Here is a 17,021-nt window from a genome sequence, read left to right as displayed (position 1 = left end):
AGATGGGACAGAAATATGTAGTCATAGATGTAGAAACAACCGGCACGTCTCCGAGAAAAGGAGCAAAAATAATTGAAATCGGCGCAGTGCTGATGGAGGACGAAGAAGTACTTGACACTCTTTCCACCTTTATTCAGCCGCACATGCCGATCCCTCCTTTTATTCAGCAGTTTACCGGTATCCGGGACCAGGATGTGGAGCATGCACCGGAGTTTTATGAGGTGGCTCCCACGTTAACCGCCTGGCTCGAGGACGCTGCCTTTGTCGGCCATAATGTGCAGTTTGATCTGGCCTTTATCAATGCAGGCATGCAGGAAGCCGGGCTCCCGCCGTTTCAGGGACCCGTGGTGGATACAGTAGAGTGTGCGAGACTCGCTTACCCACAAGCGCCGGGTTTTCGTCTGTCACAGATCACATCGTGGCTGGACCTCGACCATGACCGTCCGCACCGGGCGGACAGCGACGCTCTCGTCACCGCAGAGCTGTGGATATCCATCCGTAAAAAACTGGCTGTGCTTCCAAAGGCCGTGCTTCACCGGCTGGACCGGCTGGCTGCCTTTTTGCACAGTGATCTTCACCGGTATATTGAGCGCTGTATTGCAAAAGCGCCGCAGCAGCTTCCGTACACTTTGGAGGAGAACCACGGCATTGTGTTCCGCAAAGAGCTTCCAGCAGAAAAGCCGGAGCAGAGAAATGTATCGCTGCAGAAGATCCTGAGCGGAAATCATGCCAAAAGCCGGGGCTGGGACCGTTTTGAAGAGCGCCCGGGCCAGCTCGAGATGGCAGAAATGGTCTATGCCTCGTTTGAGGAACGCTCCCACGCCGTTATAGAAGCGGGCACCGGCCTGGGAAAAACGCTTGCATACCTGCTTCCGGCCGTGAAATATCATCGTACATACAACCAAAAAATATTAATTTCCACTCAGACGCTCACACTGCAGGAGCAGCTGATGAACGAAGATCTCCCACTGCTCGAGCAGTTGATTGACGACCGGGTTTCTGTGGCTGTATTAAAAGGACGCGGTAACTACATCTCTTTGCAGCGTTTTGAAAAGTGGCTGCAGCGCCGGCAGTTTTCGCTCGAAGAAGCGCTCGGCCTCGGCCAGGTATTAATATGGCTGACAGAAACCCTGCACGGAGACCTTGATGAAATTAATATGGCCGGCGGCCGCAGGAATGCTCTCTGGGAAAGCCTCCGGCAGAATCATTATCAGGATGAGCATGCTCAAAGAGGATGGGAAGAATACTGTTTTTATGCGCGCGCCCGCCGCAAAGCAGAATATGCTGATATCGTCATCACCAATCATGCGATGCTTTTGAGCGATATCTACCAGGGGAAAAATTTATTTTCTGCCTACCCTTACCTGATTATTGATGAAGCGCATCACCTGCCGGAAACGGCGGGAAAATATGCAGGAAGATCCGTTCACTATACAAAAGCAAACCGGCTGCTCCGCAGGTTCGGCCTGGATACAAAACAGAGCGTCGTGCGCCCGCTCATCTGGTTTGGGGAAGAAGCCGGCATCGTGTTTGAGCCGGACTGGTATCAGGAACGCGAGGATAACCATGCGGTGCTGATGTATGAATGCGACGAGCTCTTTCGACTGCTCACGCGCTGGTGCCGCACGGCTTCCGGCCGTCGGCGTTCGGAAGTGGGCCGGTACAGCCAGCGTTTCATACCCGGAGGCGAGTCCGGCCCGGTATGGGAGCAGGTGGAGGATGCAGGCCGACGTTTTCTAACCCTTCTGGAACAGGAATTTAAGGCGTGGGAAACGTTTGAAAAAGCATGGGAGACGCAGCCGACTGCCAAAAACTTTGTAAATGAACTTGCCGAGTTGAACGCCTATCTCGAACAAATGGACGGTCTTGGAGATAATCTGTTCCATCTGTTGTTTGAACGGGAGCCCGATCATGTTTACTGGGTGGAAGCTGAGCAGAGCGGTGCCAAAAATGCTGCGTACATCTACGCCCGGCCGGTGGAGGTGGCCTCGGAGCTGAGTGAACAGCTGTTTATGAAAAAAGACAGCGTGGTGCTTACCTCCGGTTCCCTTGCAGTTAACGGCTCATTTGAATACATGAAGTCAAAAATGGGGCTAAACGATTTTCTTCCGCAGACAAGCCTGATTGACTCGCCCTATCATTACGCCTCCCAGACGCAGCTGCTCGTTCCAAAAGACATTTCCGGTGTGAATGATAAACACGCTGATTTTGCGCAGGAAGCAGCTGAATATATTTTTCACGCCGTCAACATTACGGAAGGAAAAACGATGGTTCTGTTTACGTCCTTTAATATGCTTAAGCAGGTGTATCACCAGCTGAAAGAGTGGACCGAAGAATCAACTTTAAGCGTCATCGGGCAGGGAATTACGAGCGGCACCCACGCCAAGCTGACCAAGCTGTTTCAGCAGCAGGACAATGCGCTTCTGCTTGGAACCAATGCGTTCTGGGAGGGCGTCGACATACCGGGGGAAAAGCTGCAGCACGTGATCATTGTGCGTCTGCCCTTCTCTCCTCCCACAGACCCCGTTTACGAAGCTGTGTCGGACAAAATGCAGCGTGAGGGAAAGCGGTCGTTTTACGCAGAGGCATTGCCGCACGCTGTTCTCCGGTTCAAGCAGGGGTTTGGCCGGCTGATCCGCCACTCCGAGGACCGGGGTGTGGTAACAGTACTTGATAAGAGGATTATGGAAGCTTCCTACGGCTCGTCGTTTATTGATTCGATTCCCAGGACAAATACGTATTATGAACCGATGGATGCGGTGCTCGACCGTATCGCTGATTTTTTTGAAGAAGCAAAAAAACGTTAAAAAGGAGTGTGGAGATGGAACACTTTGTAATAGAGCACGTGTACCCAATCCCAAATGCACGGGGCGTCCAGGCAGTCAAAAGCTATATTGAAGTCAAGGACGGTAAGATTGTTAAAGTAGAGCCTGGAGACTATCCGGACAAAGAGAACGGGGTCAATATTCTGGACGGACGGGGCAAGTGGCTCAGCCCCGGTCTGTATAACACCCACGGCCATACGCCGATGACGATGATGCGCGGCGTCTCGGACGATGTTGTTCTTCAGGAATGGCTGAACAACCATGTATGGCCGCGGGAGCGCCTGTTTACCAACGAAACGGCAAAGGCCGGTACAGGTCTTGCTCTTGCGGAAATGATCCGCACCGGAACGACGGGGTTTCTTGATATGTATCACATGGGCATGCAGAACACGTATGAGCTTGTGAAAAGCTCCGGCATTAAATCGATGATTTCCAAGGGCATGATGAGTATTGGTACGCCGGAGGAGCAGAGCGAAAAGCTGGAAGCGGCGGCTCGTGACTTAAATGAATGGGAGCAGGACACAAGCGGCCGGATAACGGGCATGCTTTTCCCGCACGCGCCGTATACGTGTACGCCGGAGTTTTTGGAAAAGGTCGTTGATGCCGGGCATAAACATAACCTGCCGCTTGGCATTCATCTTGAGGAAACGGCCAGAGAGGTAGCGGATTATCAGCGTGACTATGGGATGACTCCGGCCAAAAAGCTAAAAGAAATCGGATTTTATACACGCCCGGCCATGCTTACACATGTCGTGCATGCAACAGATGAAGACCTCGACGACATGAGCGTGCCGGAAGTGACTATCTCCTATAACCCGATGAGTAACGCCAAACTGGGCTCGGGCATCGCTCGTATTCCCGAAATGCTTAAGCGCGGCCTCCGGATTACGATCGGCACCGACAGCGCTGTGTCAAATAACAATCTCGATATGTTTGAGGAGCTCCGCCTGGGGGCCTTGATGCAGAAGGTCGCCTTTCAGGACCCGAGTTCGATTGAAACAGAAGCGGTCTGGAAAATGGCAACAGAAAACGGGGCCTCCTCGATGGGCTTTGGCGACAGCGGCAAGCTCGAACCAGGGGCTGCGGCGGACTTTATTCTGCTTAACAGCGAATCATTTGCGCTTCAGCCCTACGATAATATTTTGTCGCATCTGGTGTATGCAGCTTCCGGGCGGGACGTGACGGACAGCTTTGTAAACGGCAGACAGCTGATGAAAGACGGCGAACTTCTGACGCTCGATGAGGAAAAAATTAACGCTGAGGCGAACCGTCATTACCGCAAATTAAATGAAGCGTACTTATAGTGCGCCGGGTGAGGTGAAACGATGGGAAACGAACAGCTTGAAGTCGTCGCATCGGTAAAGATCGAAGCGTCGTCAGATCTGTATAAAATTGTTGATACACTGAATCGGACGTTAAAGCAGGAGGAGTTAATGTTCGGCCTTTCTCTTGATAAAGAAAACGAAGAGCAGATGGTATTTACCATTTACCGCACATAGGGGGAGATGTCGTGAAAAACTGGATGACGCTCGCGGCTTTTTTAATTGTTTTTCTGGTCGTTCTGGGACTTGTGGTCGGCTACTTTCAGGCCCGCGCGCCGCTTGCTGACGACAGGGAGCGGGCAGAAGAACTGGCGCTTGAAGAAAACAACGTTGCCGAAGTACAGAATACGTTTATTTACAACGGCAAACAGCCGGTGAAAACGGCGCGTGTCGAAACCAACGACGGCAGCAGGGACTGGCTGTTTTTCCATAACGGAGATCTTCTTGAGCGTCTGCCGGGCGCTGATACGCTGAGCATTCAGGAGGCTGAGGCGCGTATAGTGGAAGAAGAGGGAATTGACGCCGTGCGGACAGTGACTCCCGGCTACGAAGACGGCCGTCCGGTATATGAAGGAAAATACCGGACAGAAAACCAGCAGCATTATGTATACATTGATATGGAAACGGGAGAATTTGTGAAAAGCTTCAGCCTGGACCGCGGTTAAGCGGCGGAAACCACGCTTGAACTCCTTTTCGCTTTTCTTTACACTAACTATGGATAGATTGAGTACGGAAACTATTGAGGAGGAAAGAGTATGGAATTGTCCCAACGAGTGAAAGAAATTACCCCTTCAACAACCCTGGCGATTACCGCCAAAGCCAATGAACTAAAGGCAGCCGGCCAGGATGTTATCGGCCTCGGCGCCGGCGAGCCGGATTTTAATACTCCGCAGTACGTCATTGATGCAGCTGTGCGCTCCATGCAGGAAGGGAAAACGAAATATACCCCTTCCGGAGGCCTCCCGGAACTGAAGGATGCAGTTATTCAAAAGTTTAAGCAGGACCAGGGGCTGGAGTATACCCGCGATGAAATCATCGTCGGCACTGGAGCCAAGCATATTTTGTTCACGCTGTTTCAAACCATTCTCGATCCGGAGGATGAAGTGATTATCCCAACGCCTTACTGGGTCAGCTATCCGGAACAGGTTAAGCTTGCCGGCGGGCGTCCGGTATTTGTAGACGGCAAGGAAGAAAACCAGTTTAAAATTCTTCCGGAGCAGCTGCGCGGGGCGGTGACGAAAAAAACGAAGGCCGTCATTATTAACTCTCCGAGCAACCCAACCGGTACCATGTACAGCCGCGAGGAGCTGCAGGCGCTCGGCGAAGCCGCGAAAGCAGAAGGGCTGCTGATTGTTTCTGATGAAATTTATGAAAAACTGATTTACGGGGACAAGCAGCATACGTCCATCGCAGAGCTTTCACCGGAGTTAAAGGAGCAGACCATTGTCGTCAACGGCGTCTCCAAATCTCATTCGATGACCGGGTGGAGGATCGGCTACGCAGCCGGCAACCGTGATATTGTAAAGGCAATGACGAGCCTTGCGAGCCATTCAACATCCAACCCGACGACGAATGCCCAGTACGGAGCTATCGTTGCCTATACGATGGATGACGGCGCTGTTGAAACGATGCGCCAGGCGTTCAGCGAACGGCTGAACACCATTTATGACAAGCTCGTTTCGATTCCGGGAATTACCTGCGTGAAGCCGGAAGGTGCTTTTTATCTGTTCCCAAACGTCGAGGAGGCAGCCGCTTCGTATAAAGACGTCGATGAATGGGTGAAGGCACTGCTCGAGGAGGAAAACGTGGCAGTCGTTCCAGGCAGCGGCTTCGGTTCTCCGCAAAACGTGCGGCTTTCCTATGCAACTTCCCTGGAGCAGCTTGAAGAAGCGGTGGCGAGAATCCGCCGTTTCGTAGAAAAATAATTCAGTGCGTATAAACAGGACGAACCGGAGGGACTAACTTGAAAGTAACCATTGAACGTTTGAATCAATATATCGGTCAGGAAGTAAGATTTGGCGCGTGGCTGGCCAATAAGCGCTCCAGCGGCAAAATTGCCTTTTTACAGCTGCGGGACGGCACCGGCTTTGTGCAGGGGGTCATTGTGAAAAATGATGTCAGCGAAGAGATGTTCGCCCAGGCCAAGAACCTTCCGCAGGAAAGCTCGCTGTATGTGGACGGCACAGTGAAGGAGGATGACCGTTCCCCGACCGGGGTGGAGCTCCAGGTGAACGGATTTGAGGTTATCCAGGAAGCAGAGCCTTACCCGATTACTCCTAAAGAGCACGGAACGGAATTTTTAATGGACCACCGTCATCTGTGGATGCGTTCGCGTAAGCAGCACGCACTCCTGCGTATACGTGATGAAATTATTCAGGCGACCTATGCTTTTTTCCGGGAGAATCAGTTTATCAAGGTGGATCCGCCGATTCTGACCGGAAGCTCGGCGGAGGGGACGACATCGCTTTTTCATACGAAATACTTTGACGAAGATGCCTACCTGTCCCAATCCGGCCAGCTGTATATGGAAGCAGCGGCTCTCGCTTTTCAGCGCGTGTTTTCATTCGGCCCCACATTTCGGGCCGAAAAATCAAAAACCCGCCGGCACTTGATTGAATTTTGGATGATTGAGCCGGAGATGGCTTTCTGCGATCATAACGAAAGCCTTGAGATCCAGGAGCAGTACGTTTCCCATGTCGTGCAGGCAGTGCTTGCCAACTGCCGCCAGGAGCTTACTACGCTTGAGCGCGACACCTCGAAGCTCGAAGCCATCCAGGCGCCGTTTCCGCGCATCACGTATGACAAAGCGGTGGAAATGCTGCAGGAGGCTGGCTACGAAGTAAGCTGGGGCGAGGATTTTGGTGCTCCGCACGAAACGTATATAGCAGAGCAGTTTCAAAAGCCGGTATTTATTACTAATTACCCGCTCGAAATCAAAGCTTTTTACATGAAGCCGGATCCGGACTATCCGGAAACCGCCCTCTGTGCTGACCTGATTGCTCCGGAAGGCTACGGGGAAATTATCGGCGGCAGCCAGCGCATCGATGACCCGCAGCTTATGAAACAGCGTTACGAAGAACACAACTTATCGGAAGAAGCCTACGGCTGGTATCTGGACTTAAGAAAATACGGCACCGTGCCACACTCCGGATTCGGTCTCGGTCTGGAACGGACGGTCGGCTGGATTGCCGGCACCGAACATGTCCGGGAGACAATACCGTTTCCGCGTTTGTTAAACAGGCTGTATCCATAAGAGAAAAAGCCCCCGTCCCGGGGGTTTTCCTTTATGCACTTTGCCGACAGCCGGCCGGGTGAAGAGGAGGGCAAACAAATGAACAAAGACAAAGAAATAGAAGCACTCATGCACGGCCACCTGTCCATTCCAGTAATTATTCTGGACAAATACGAGCAGGTTGGGCTGAATGAAACAGAAGCAATGATGCTTTTGCATATATACCGTTTCGGGCAGAACAGCGTTCCGCTTCCAACACCAAAAGAGCTCGCTGAAAAAATGAGCATGGATGAAAATGAATGTGCAGGCTGCCTTCGGTCGTTGATTAAGCGGAACCTGCTTCAGATCGATGAATTTGAACGCGATGAAGTCCGGCAGGAATCATACTCCCTCTATCCTTTTTTCCACCAGGCTCTTACAGCGGAAGTCCCGTCGGGAGAAGGGGATCAGATTGAAGAGCAGCATTTGTTTCAAAACATTGAGCAGGAGTTTTCCCGCCCGCTTTCCCCAATGGAGTGGGAAACGATTAACGTCTGGCTTGACCAGGATCATTATTCGCCGGATATGATCCAGATTGCACTGAAAGAAGCAGTCATGAATCAGAAATTCAGCCTTCGCTATATGGACCGGATGCTGCACGAATGGAAGCGCAAAGGCATTCAGACCAAAGAAGATGCTAAGGCACAGACCGAGCAGTTTAAACAAAAAGGCGGACGACGGACGCAGGCAGCCCAGTCGGAAAAACTGCCGGAATATCCCAATATTAACTGGCTGGATGAAGAGTAGGGGAGAAAAAGATGGCATTAACAAATAAAGATTTACAAGTGGTGATTGAACGGATCGAGCGCATGTTTCCGGAAGCGGAATGCGAGCTGAAGCACCGCAATCCCTTTGAGCTGCTGGTGGCAGTCGTGCTTTCTGCCCAGGCAACCGACGCTCTGGTGAATAAAGTAACCCCTGGGTTGTTTGAACAATACAGTTCTCCGCAAGACTTCGCTGAGGCGCCGCTTGAGGATATTGAGCAGGCTATTCGTTCCATTGGGCTTTACCGGAATAAAGCGAAAAATTTAAAAAAGCTTTCTGTCTCTCTGCTCGAACGCCATGACGGGCATGTGCCAGAAACGCAGGAAGAACTGGTGGAGCTTGCGGGTGTCGGCAGAAAAACGGCGAATGTAGTAGCGTCAGTAGCATTCGGGGTGCCGGCCATTGCGGTGGATACGCACGTCGAGCGGGTATCCAAGCGTCTGGGCATATGCCGATGGAAAGACAACGTCACCCAGGTGGAGCAGACACTGATGAAGCGGCTGCCAAAAGAAAAATGGTCCCAGATGCACCACCAGCTTATCTTTTTCGGCCGCTACCACTGCAAGTCCCAGGCCCCTCAGTGCCCGTCCTGTCCAGTGCTGGACTACTGCAGGGAAGGACAAAAACGGATGCGGAAAGAAGGTGCAGCATGGTAAACATTCAAATTCCATTGTCATTTCAGCACGAGATTTTCTATACTGTAACGCAGATTGAAGTAGATGAAAAAACAGATCGAAAGACGGCGGCTCTTAGCTACCCGTTCTGGTATGAGATCGCCTACGAGAACGGCATTGCCGGCACGCCTCCGTGGCAGGAAAATATTAATCAGCACATTAAAGCATTTATGCAGTGGTGGGAAGAGCATCTGCCTTTTTTGGATGAATGCTGGGACGAACGAGACAAAAAAAAGGCAGCTCCGTACATGAGACTCGGGCTCGCCCACTGGCTGTGCACGCTGTTTTGGATGAACGAACGGCCGGTGCCTTCTGCGGAGCCGGAAGAATTGATTGCAGAAAGCAGAAAGCTTGCCCATAAGCCGATCAACGTAGAGGAGCGGCTCAGCTTTCTGCTTGAGTACCCGAATTATTTTCATTCCTATTTGCAGCTCAAGGAGCTGTATACAGAGGTGAAGAAAAAAGAAGCACTGGCAAAACGATCCCGAAATCACGAATGATAAAGGAGTAAAATATGGCATATACGAGCGGTTGGGAACAACAATGGCTGCAGACAGACCTACAATTGGATCCGGCAGAAACCGCGATGCTTGAAGACGTGCAGGAAAAAATTGAGCATCCGTATTTTGAAGTGGCGTTTTGTGGACATTTTTCAGCCGGGAAGTCGACTGTATTAAATGGCCTGCTTCAAAACGAGCTGCTGCCCGCGAGTCCGATTCCAACAAGCGCCAATATTATATCGATTGAAAACGGAGAGCTTGGGCTCGAGGTTGAAACGAGCGAAGGTCAGACGAAAACGTGGGAAGCCGATATTCCATGGGGTCAGGTGCAAAAGTGGGGCAGAGACGGGGCGGACATCCGCTCGATCCGTATGCAGGCCCCACTGCCGTTTTTAGGATCTTACAGCCGGATGGTGGACACGCCGGGAGTGGACTCGACGGATCCTCTGCACCAGGCAGTGACGATGGAGAGGCTGCTGTCGACCGACGCTGTGGTTTACGTGACGGATTACAACCATGCCCAGTCGGAAACAAACATCCGGTTTTTACAGCAGCTGACAGCAGAAGGCAAGCCGATTATTTTTGTCATTAATCAGATGGACAAGCACCGGGAAGAAGAAATCACTCTGCGGTCCTACCGCAACCAGATTGCCGCCACGCTTGAACGAAACCAGGTGCACGTGCTTGCCACGTATTATATTTCCATGCGTGATGAGCAGCACCCGGGCAATGAACTGAAGACATTCTCCTCGCATGTGCGCAGCCTTTTGTACCACGGCAGCGAGCTGCTCGAAAGAAGTGAGGAACGGATGCGCCAGACCGTGCTGTCACGAATCCGTGACAGGCTGCGGGAGGAACAGCAGACAGCCCTTGAAGACTGGCAGGAGCGGGCGGAGCATGCGGGGGTGCCTGCACAGCTGATTGATGAAAACGATCAGCCGGACAGTGAAGAAAGGTGGAACAGCTGGTTCAGGGAATGGAAGCGAACGCTCGACCAGGCTCATTTGTTTCCCGCCACCACCGTAGATAAAGCCAGGGACTGGCTTGAAAGCTGGCAGCCGGGGTTCAAAGCGGGATCGCTGTTTAATAAAAAACGAAAAACGGAAGAAGCCCGCAGGGAACGGGCGGACGCGCTGCTTGCAGATATAAATGAAAATATTAAAGCATCTTTGACGTTCCACGTGCGTGAACTGCTGCAGCCGGAAAAGCAGGACACTTCTTCCCACAGTGCGGATTATGTTGACCAGGCGCAAAATATTAATGTACAGCTTGAACACGCGGACCTCGATGCCTTTATTCCGGAAGGTGAAACCGGCAGGCAGTATGTGTTTCAAGTGACTGACCAGCTGGCCGGCTTAATTACCCGCCGGTTCAAGGACCAGGCGGAGCCGCTGCTTGAAGAAAAAGAACGCGTGCTTACCTCAGCGGCGGGCCCGGCTTTAACAGAAGCAGAGCAAACGAAATTAAACGAACTTCAGCATGGCTGGCAAGAAGAAAAGGAACGCCTCGAACAGGAAATCACCCAGGTGGAGCGCCAGATGGAAAGCGTATCCGCCCGGCGGGAATGGGAACAGGAAATCCGGCAAATGATGAGCGAAGAGGCCCCGTCCGATGTTCCGGAGATCTCCATTTCCCGGGAGGATGAAACGGTGGAAGAGCAGGAGAGTGCTTCTCCCGGGCAAAAGAAACTTCCTTCGTACAGCGAAGAAATCCAGATGGTGGAGGCCTTTGCCGCCGATTCTTCCGAATCTCCGTTAATCGAAGAGGAAAAGAAGCATCTGCAGCGTTTATGTGAAAATCTGCAGAACCAGGAGCTTCACGTTTCAGTCTTTGGTGCTTTCAGTGCCGGAAAGTCGAGCTTTATCAACGCGCTTCTTGGTGCTCCGGCACTTCCTGTGTCGCCGCACCCGACCACAGCGGCCGTAAATATTGTGCGGGCCCCGGAAAAGGACTATACACACGGTACGGTTATTCTGCAGCTGAAGGATGAGGCTTTTCTTGACGAAGAAATTCAGGCCGTATCAAAAGAGCTCGGGGAAGTGTACACGCTTGCCTCCATTCAAAAATGGAGAAAGCCGAACCGCACCCGGGACGCAAGGATGGAAACTTACAGCCAGTATATGTTCACCCTGCAGGAAAGCGTCAAAAAACACTACTCCACACTCGGGGAGACCCGCACGATTGGGATGGAGGACTGGGGGTCCTGGGTGGCGGATGAGCAGAAGGCGTGTCTTGTCAAACAGGTGACGCTTTATTATGAGAGCTACTGGACGGATCGGGGCCTGGTGTTAACCGATACGCCGGGTGTAAATTCGATCCACGGACGCCACACCAATGTCGCATTTGATCACCTGCGCCAGTCGGACGCCATTTTTTATGTCACGTACTTTAATCATGCGTTTTCGGATGCCGATGAACGTTTCATCCAGCAGCTTTCCCGGGCGAACGAAGAATTTGAGCAAAATAAGCTGTACTTTCTGATCAATGCCGCAGATCTGGCAAGAGATGATAACGAGCGCCGTCAGGTTGTTAACCATGTGCGCGGCCAGCTTCGGCAGAATGGGTTTGAGGAGCCGTTTCTGCTTCCTGTTTCAAGTCAGCGCGGCCTGCAGGAAAAACAGCAGGGCGGGGAAGACGAAATGTTTTCAGCCTTTGAAAACTATTTATCCGGACAGATCTGGCAGGAGCTTCTTGTCGTGCAGCAGCAGTATGTCGTCGAACAGGCGCTTAATTTAAAAGAGCAGCTCGGCCGGGCGCTGCAGGTGCAAAAGCATGATGCGAAAAGCGTTGCTGCAGAAGCAGAACGGCTGAAGCAAAAGCTCGGGCAGTATGAAGAAGTGCCGGAACGTTTTCATATGGAACGGCTGCGAAAAGAACTTGTGTCAGATACCGAAGAACGGCTGATTCACGTGCGCAAGCGTCTGTACTTATTCTATCAGGATTACTTTAATAAAGCGGTGAATCCAGTCACTATAGACGGCTCCACGCGAAAAGAACAGCGCAGGCAGCTGACGGGACGACTGATAGAAATTAAGGAAGAGATACTGGTGCAGGCAGGGCAGGAGAGAGAAACGGCATTCATCCGCCTGGAGGAATTAATGAAACGGCAGCTGAAGCAGGAAACCGAAGAGCAGTACAGGGAGGTACAGGCGGACTTTCCGATGTTTCAGGTCCCTGACGCCGGCCGCTCCTTTATTCCAAAGCCGGAAACGACGCTTGAACTCGAGGTGGATGCAAAAGCGTTTGAAACGTATTTCCGCTCGGCAAAGGACTTCTTTGTACATCAGGAAATAAAAACCCTGAAGGAGGCGTACGGGGAAAATGTCCAGAACGCTGCCGCGAAGGTGACGAAAGAGGTGGCTCAGGAGCTTGAAGAAAAAATAGAGGCCGGTGTTAAAGCGGCTTCGGATTATATTTATGCCGAACACAGACAGGCGCTCGATAAAGAATTCGATCGACTGTCCACCTGGTATGATCAGAGCTATTATTCCGTATTGCAGACAGAGTGGGAGAAGCTTGCTCCGTTAACGAGAAAAGAAGACCATGTTCAGGTATAGCAAAAACCGCACTGCCCAAAAGGCGTGCGGTTTTTGTCATTCGTTAGTTTCGGATTCCTGTTCGGGTGCCGAAGGGCTGTCTTCCGTGTCAGCAGGCTCTTCTTCACCAGAGGTATCTGTTTCCGGTTCTGTATCCCCGGAGCTTTCGTCTTCGGTATTTTCACCGGTGTCGCTTTCGCCGCCGGAGTCCGGCTCGGATTCTGCAGGCTCCTCACCGCTCGTGTCTGTTTCTTCCTCACGGCCTTCTTCAGAGGCGCCGGAATCTTCCTCTGCCGGAGCTTCTTCGGTTCCATCATCTTCTTCTGTGTTTTGTTCTGTGCTTTCTTCCGGTGTTTCTTCTGTATTTTCTTCATTTTCCTCAGTTTCTTCCGCTGGCTCCTCTGCCGGTTCGGACTCATTCTGATTGTCGTCTGTTTCCTCAGAGCCGCTGTCGCCGGCAGGCTCGCCGCTGTCTGATTCCCCGCTGTCATCCGATCCATTATCAGAGGATGGTTCAGTGACCTGGGCGTCCACTTCGCCTTCCACAAACAGCTCAGTAATGGTCTCAGCGTCAGGGGTGCTTGACGTAGCACGCTCTCCGGTCTCTTCATTGAGCCGTACCGATACTACAGAGTCCGGCTGTTCAAAGTCGGGAGTGTCGATGCCGCTGCTGACCTGCTGCATGATTTGGCGGAAAACATCTTTGGCAGCATCAGTCTGCCCGTCTACAAGATAATTATTTTCCGACCGGGTTTCGAAGCCGGCCCAGACAGAAGCCGTATAGTTCGTAGTGTAGCCGTTGAACCATACATCCGGAACGCCTCCGTCGGGAATATTGAGCGTGCTCATTTCGTCCTCGGTGAAATTGGTGGTTCCGGTTTTACCGGCGAGCGGAAGGCCGTCAATCTGGGCACCGGTGCCGGTACCATCAGAGACAACGTCTTTAAGCATGTCTGTGATCATATAGGCCGTGTAGTCTTCCATTGCCTGTTCCTGCTCTGGTTCAAAGTCAATCGTTCGCCCATCCGGAAACTCAATCCGCCGGATGGAGTGGGGATCGTTGTAAACCCCTTCGTTTCCGAAAGCGGCGTAGGCCCCGGCCATCTGCTCAGAGGAAACCCCCTCCTCAAGGCCGCCGAGGGCTGAACCGTAGTAGACGTCCTCAAGGCCAAGGCCCAGCCCGTTTGCAAACGATCTGGCGTTATCAAGGCCGACTTCCTCAAGCGTCTTTACTGCAGGGACGTTCAGGGAGTCCGTCAGCGCTTCGCGCATGCTGACGCTGCCCCGGTAGTCACGGGTATAGTTTCGCACGTCGGTGTCTGTGTCCGGGTACTGGTATTCCTCATCTTCGATCTGATGGTATGTGGACCACTGCATGTTTTCAATGGCCGGCCCATAATCCAGGACGGGCTTAATAGTTGATCCCGGCTGATTAGGGTCGGTAGCGAAGTTATAACTCATTGCCGTATCAGGGTTCTGGCGGTTTCCAACAATGGCCTTTACTGCTCCTGTCTGGGTATCAAGCAGCGTAAACCCGATCTGAAACTCTTCATTGTCGGGAAAACTGTCGAGCGCCTCCTGGCTTTGAATGAGCTCTTCAGCCTGCTCCTGGGCTTCGGTGTCAAGTGTCGTGTATACCTTCAGCCCGGCTGTATATATGTCTGACGCCTCAACGCCGTCAAAGTCTTCAAGTTCGTTTTGCACGTAGGACATAAACGAATCATAGGCCACTCCGTTTTCCGGCGGCTGGTAGTTAAGCTGCTCGTCCACCGGAGTGCTGGAAGCCTCTTCGGCTTCTTCGTCCGTAATGTATCCTTGTTCATTCATCATGGAAATAATCTGATTTCTGCGATCCTCGGCATTTTCCGGGTTTTGAACCGGATCGTAGTACGAAGGCCGGCGTGGGATGGCTGCAAGCAGAGCAGCGTCTGCGATAGTGAGCTCGCCTGGATCCTCTTTTCCAAAATAGGTCTGTCCGGCCTGGGTGATGCCATAGGCACCCTGATTGAAATAGATCAGGTTAACGTACATTTCGAGAATTTCATCCTTACTGTACTGCTGTTCAAGCTTAATGGCCAAATACTGCTCCTGAACTTTACGTGATATGTTTTTATCAGGTGAAAGAAACGCATTTTTCACTACCTGCTGGGTAATCGTGCTTGCTCCCTGGGAGCCGAAGCCGTCAGTCACGTTTGCCCATAACGCTCCGAAAATCCGTTGGACGTCTATGCCGAAGTGGCTGTAAAAACGCTCGTCCTCCACAGCGATAAATGCTTCCTTCGCATAGTCGGGCATTTCTTCTATATCGGCGAGTTCGCGGTTACTGCTGTTTTGCAGCTGGGCAATCTCTTCATCGTTCTGGTCATATACAGTAGCCGCTTCAGATAATACCATCGCCTCCGCATCTAATTCCGGGGCCTGATTAATCATATAAGCGACAATGATGACGCCGGCAGTCATGAAGACAAGCATGAGCGAAAGCGCCCAGATGATGAATGTCTGCCAGAGCGGTCGCTTGCGGTTTTTCTTCTGTTTCTTTTTAGGTTTTTTCTGGTCGGCTGTCCGTTTTTCCTGGCGGGACCGGTAATTGTCGCTCATTGACGTTCGTCCTTTCGTTGTACATAGCATCTAGTTCTGTGTGCCCAGGCATTAGACGTTCAATTTTTTGTTTTGTTACAGTGTACTCAATGAAAATAAACGTCTTTCACGACCTTTAAGTAGTCAAGTCTTGGATGAAGACCGAGCGAAATTGGATGGCCGTGTGCCTGGATTTCCTGATAGGGAATGGATTTCCGCTTTGTCTGGCCGTAATACCAGTGAAGAAAATGGGAAGCGTCATATAAATACGTTTCTCCGTGTACGGCAAAACGAAGAAGCACAAATGCGATGCCATCCTGCTTTTGGACCTTGTACATATGATCTGCCTGGTGGTCATGAAAGTTCTGCAGGGGAAAAGCTGTCTTGTTGCGCGTTTCTTTTGCTTCAAAATCAATGTAACGTCCGGCAAATACACCATTGTAGTCTGTGGTGGAGGCCTGCTTAAAATATGCTTCGGTGATGCGCGCGGCGCTTCGTTTCGGGTAATGAACATCGACAATCTGGACGGGCGTCGGTTTTTTATGTATGATGCCGATGTCGTGTGCGATGTAGTATTCATTGGACTCATTAATGTCTTCTTCAAGCGTCATGCCGCGGTTGGCAAAGCTTTTTTCCGCAGGCGGGCCCTGGCGGGAGGAAGCATTTTTTTTCGGACGGTATACTTTTCCGTTTGGGTAGCGGTAAGCCATGAGAATCTTCCTTTGCTAAAATTTACTGCCTGCTGCTATTTTACCATAATTTCAGCCGGGTATTACGTGTGCCGTGCTTAGAATGATAGACAAAGCCTCGGTTATTCGTGTTAGGATAGAAAAGAACGAGAAAGGAAGGGGATAGCATGAGCGATACACCGATTAATATCGGATTTGGCAATATGGTGATGGCAGAACGGGTAATTTCAATTGTGAGCTCTGATTCTGCCCCGACAAAACGTTTGATCCAGGAGGCACGTGAAAGAAAGATGCTCATTGACGTGACTAATGGACGGAAAACCAGAAGTATTATTCTGTCGGACAGCGATCACGTGCTTCTGTCGGCCATTCAGCCGGAAACAGTAGCCCAGCGGGTGAGCAACCAGCAGGATCAGGAAGAAAGCACATCCTAAAAATATTCGCTTTCCTCTAAAGGGAAGCGTTCTTTGTATCAGAGGGGGTTTTTTCGATGCCCGGGCTTTTCGAAAGCTGTGACCAGATGAAACGGCGCATGGATGAAGCAGAGCAGATTTTTTACGAAGTACAGGAACGGGACGACCGCCCGGATTTTTATGAGGAAGTGAAACCGTTTGTCGACAAGGTAAAAGGGGAAGCAGATGTATGGAAAGAGGAAGCTTCTGCCTGGGTGCAGACGACAAGCTATCCGTACCTGCACGAATCCCAGATGGAAGACACCTATGATAACATCATGAATGCCTCTCTCCAGGCGTACCAGCGGACAACGAAAGAAAAACAATTCAAGGAAACGCTGCAGGCCGTAGAGTTTATTCTAAACAGCATTCAAACACAGTTAACACAGGAATCCTAGAAAGGGGAGAGT

The 17,021-nt window shown here is 51.5% G+C and carries 14 protein-coding genes; 12 read left to right on the top strand and 2 right to left on the bottom strand.

Annotated elements, in window-relative coordinates:
- Window positions 1–2 precede the first annotated feature (2 nt).
- The 10 genes from dinG (at window position 3) to G548_RS0100755 (ending at window position 12,914) form a co-directional block, all read left to right on the top strand.
- On the top strand, window positions 3–2,807 hold the full coding sequence (dinG, locus tag G548_RS0100800; protein WP_022792245.1) for an ATP-dependent DNA helicase DinG: 2,805 nt from the start codon (window positions 3–5) through the stop codon (window positions 2,805–2,807).
- A 14-nt stretch (window positions 2,808–2,821) separates the two neighbouring features.
- Window positions 2,822–4,129 (top strand): amidohydrolase, encoded by a 1,308-nt coding sequence (locus G548_RS0100795; RefSeq protein ID WP_022792244.1) that lies wholly within the window; start codon window positions 2,822–2,824, stop codon window positions 4,127–4,129.
- A 21-nt stretch (window positions 4,130–4,150) separates the two neighbouring features.
- Window positions 4,151–4,324, top strand: coding sequence for a YpmA family protein (locus tag G548_RS18925; protein WP_022792243.1), 174 nt, complete (start codon window positions 4,151–4,153; stop codon window positions 4,322–4,324).
- An 11-nt stretch (window positions 4,325–4,335) separates the two neighbouring features.
- Window positions 4,336–4,812, top strand: a complete 477-nt coding sequence (locus tag G548_RS0100785; protein WP_022792242.1) for a PepSY domain-containing protein — start codon at window positions 4,336–4,338, stop codon at window positions 4,810–4,812.
- A gap of 90 nt (window positions 4,813–4,902) precedes the next feature.
- Window positions 4,903–6,072, top strand: a complete 1,170-nt coding sequence (locus G548_RS0100780) for a pyridoxal phosphate-dependent aminotransferase (protein WP_022792241.1) — start codon at window positions 4,903–4,905, stop codon at window positions 6,070–6,072.
- A gap of 38 nt (window positions 6,073–6,110) precedes the next feature.
- On the top strand, window positions 6,111–7,400 hold the full coding sequence (gene asnS / locus G548_RS0100775; protein ID WP_022792240.1) for an asparagine--tRNA ligase: 1,290 nt from the start codon (window positions 6,111–6,113) through the stop codon (window positions 7,398–7,400).
- Between the two features lie 78 nt (window positions 7,401–7,478).
- Entirely contained in the window at window positions 7,479–8,165 is a 687-nt protein-coding gene (locus G548_RS0100770) for a DnaD domain-containing protein (protein ID WP_027847114.1), read from the top strand.
- Window positions 8,166–8,176: 11 nt separating this feature from the next.
- Window positions 8,177–8,839, top strand: coding sequence for an endonuclease III (gene nth / locus G548_RS0100765; protein WP_022792238.1), 663 nt, complete (start codon window positions 8,177–8,179; stop codon window positions 8,837–8,839).
- Entirely contained in the window at window positions 8,833–9,357 is a 525-nt protein-coding gene (locus G548_RS18650) for a YpoC family protein (protein ID WP_022792237.1), read from the top strand. The genes nth and G548_RS18650 overlap by 7 nt, the downstream gene beginning before the upstream one ends.
- Before the next feature lie 14 nt (window positions 9,358–9,371).
- Window positions 9,372–12,914, top strand: coding sequence for a dynamin family protein (locus tag G548_RS0100755; protein ID WP_022792236.1), 3,543 nt, complete (start codon window positions 9,372–9,374; stop codon window positions 12,912–12,914).
- Between the two features lie 36 nt (window positions 12,915–12,950).
- Here G548_RS0100755 and G548_RS0100750 read toward each other — a convergent pair whose 3' ends face one another.
- Window positions 12,951–15,491 carry a PBP1A family penicillin-binding protein gene (locus tag G548_RS0100750; RefSeq protein WP_022792235.1) on the bottom strand — a complete coding sequence of 847 codons (2,541 nt, stop codon included), beginning with the start codon at window positions 15,489–15,491 and terminating at the stop codon, window positions 12,951–12,953.
- A gap of 86 nt (window positions 15,492–15,577) precedes the next feature.
- Window positions 15,578–16,180: a Holliday junction resolvase RecU gene (recU, locus tag G548_RS0100745; RefSeq protein ID WP_022792234.1), complete on the bottom strand. Its 603-nt coding sequence runs from the start codon at window positions 16,178–16,180 to the stop codon at window positions 15,578–15,580.
- Window positions 16,181–16,326: 146 nt separating this feature from the next.
- On the opposite strand from recU, the gene G548_RS0100740 reads away from it, so the two are divergent.
- Together G548_RS0100740 and G548_RS0100735 are read left to right on the top strand one after the other, a co-directional pair.
- Window positions 16,327–16,593, top strand: coding sequence for a DUF370 domain-containing protein (locus G548_RS0100740; RefSeq protein WP_022792233.1), 267 nt, complete (start codon window positions 16,327–16,329; stop codon window positions 16,591–16,593).
- Between the two features lie 56 nt (window positions 16,594–16,649).
- A complete protein-coding gene (locus G548_RS0100735; RefSeq protein ID WP_022792232.1) occupies window positions 16,650–17,009 on the top strand; it encodes a DUF1798 family protein in 360 nt (119 codons plus the stop codon).
- The last annotated feature ends 12 nt before the right edge of the window (window positions 17,010–17,021 follow it).

Source organism: Marinococcus halotolerans DSM 16375 (assembly GCF_000420725.1).
Classification (GTDB): domain Bacteria; phylum Bacillota; class Bacilli; order Bacillales; family Marinococcaceae; genus Marinococcus; species Marinococcus halotolerans.
This window is presented reverse-complemented; position numbering and strand designations above follow the sequence as displayed.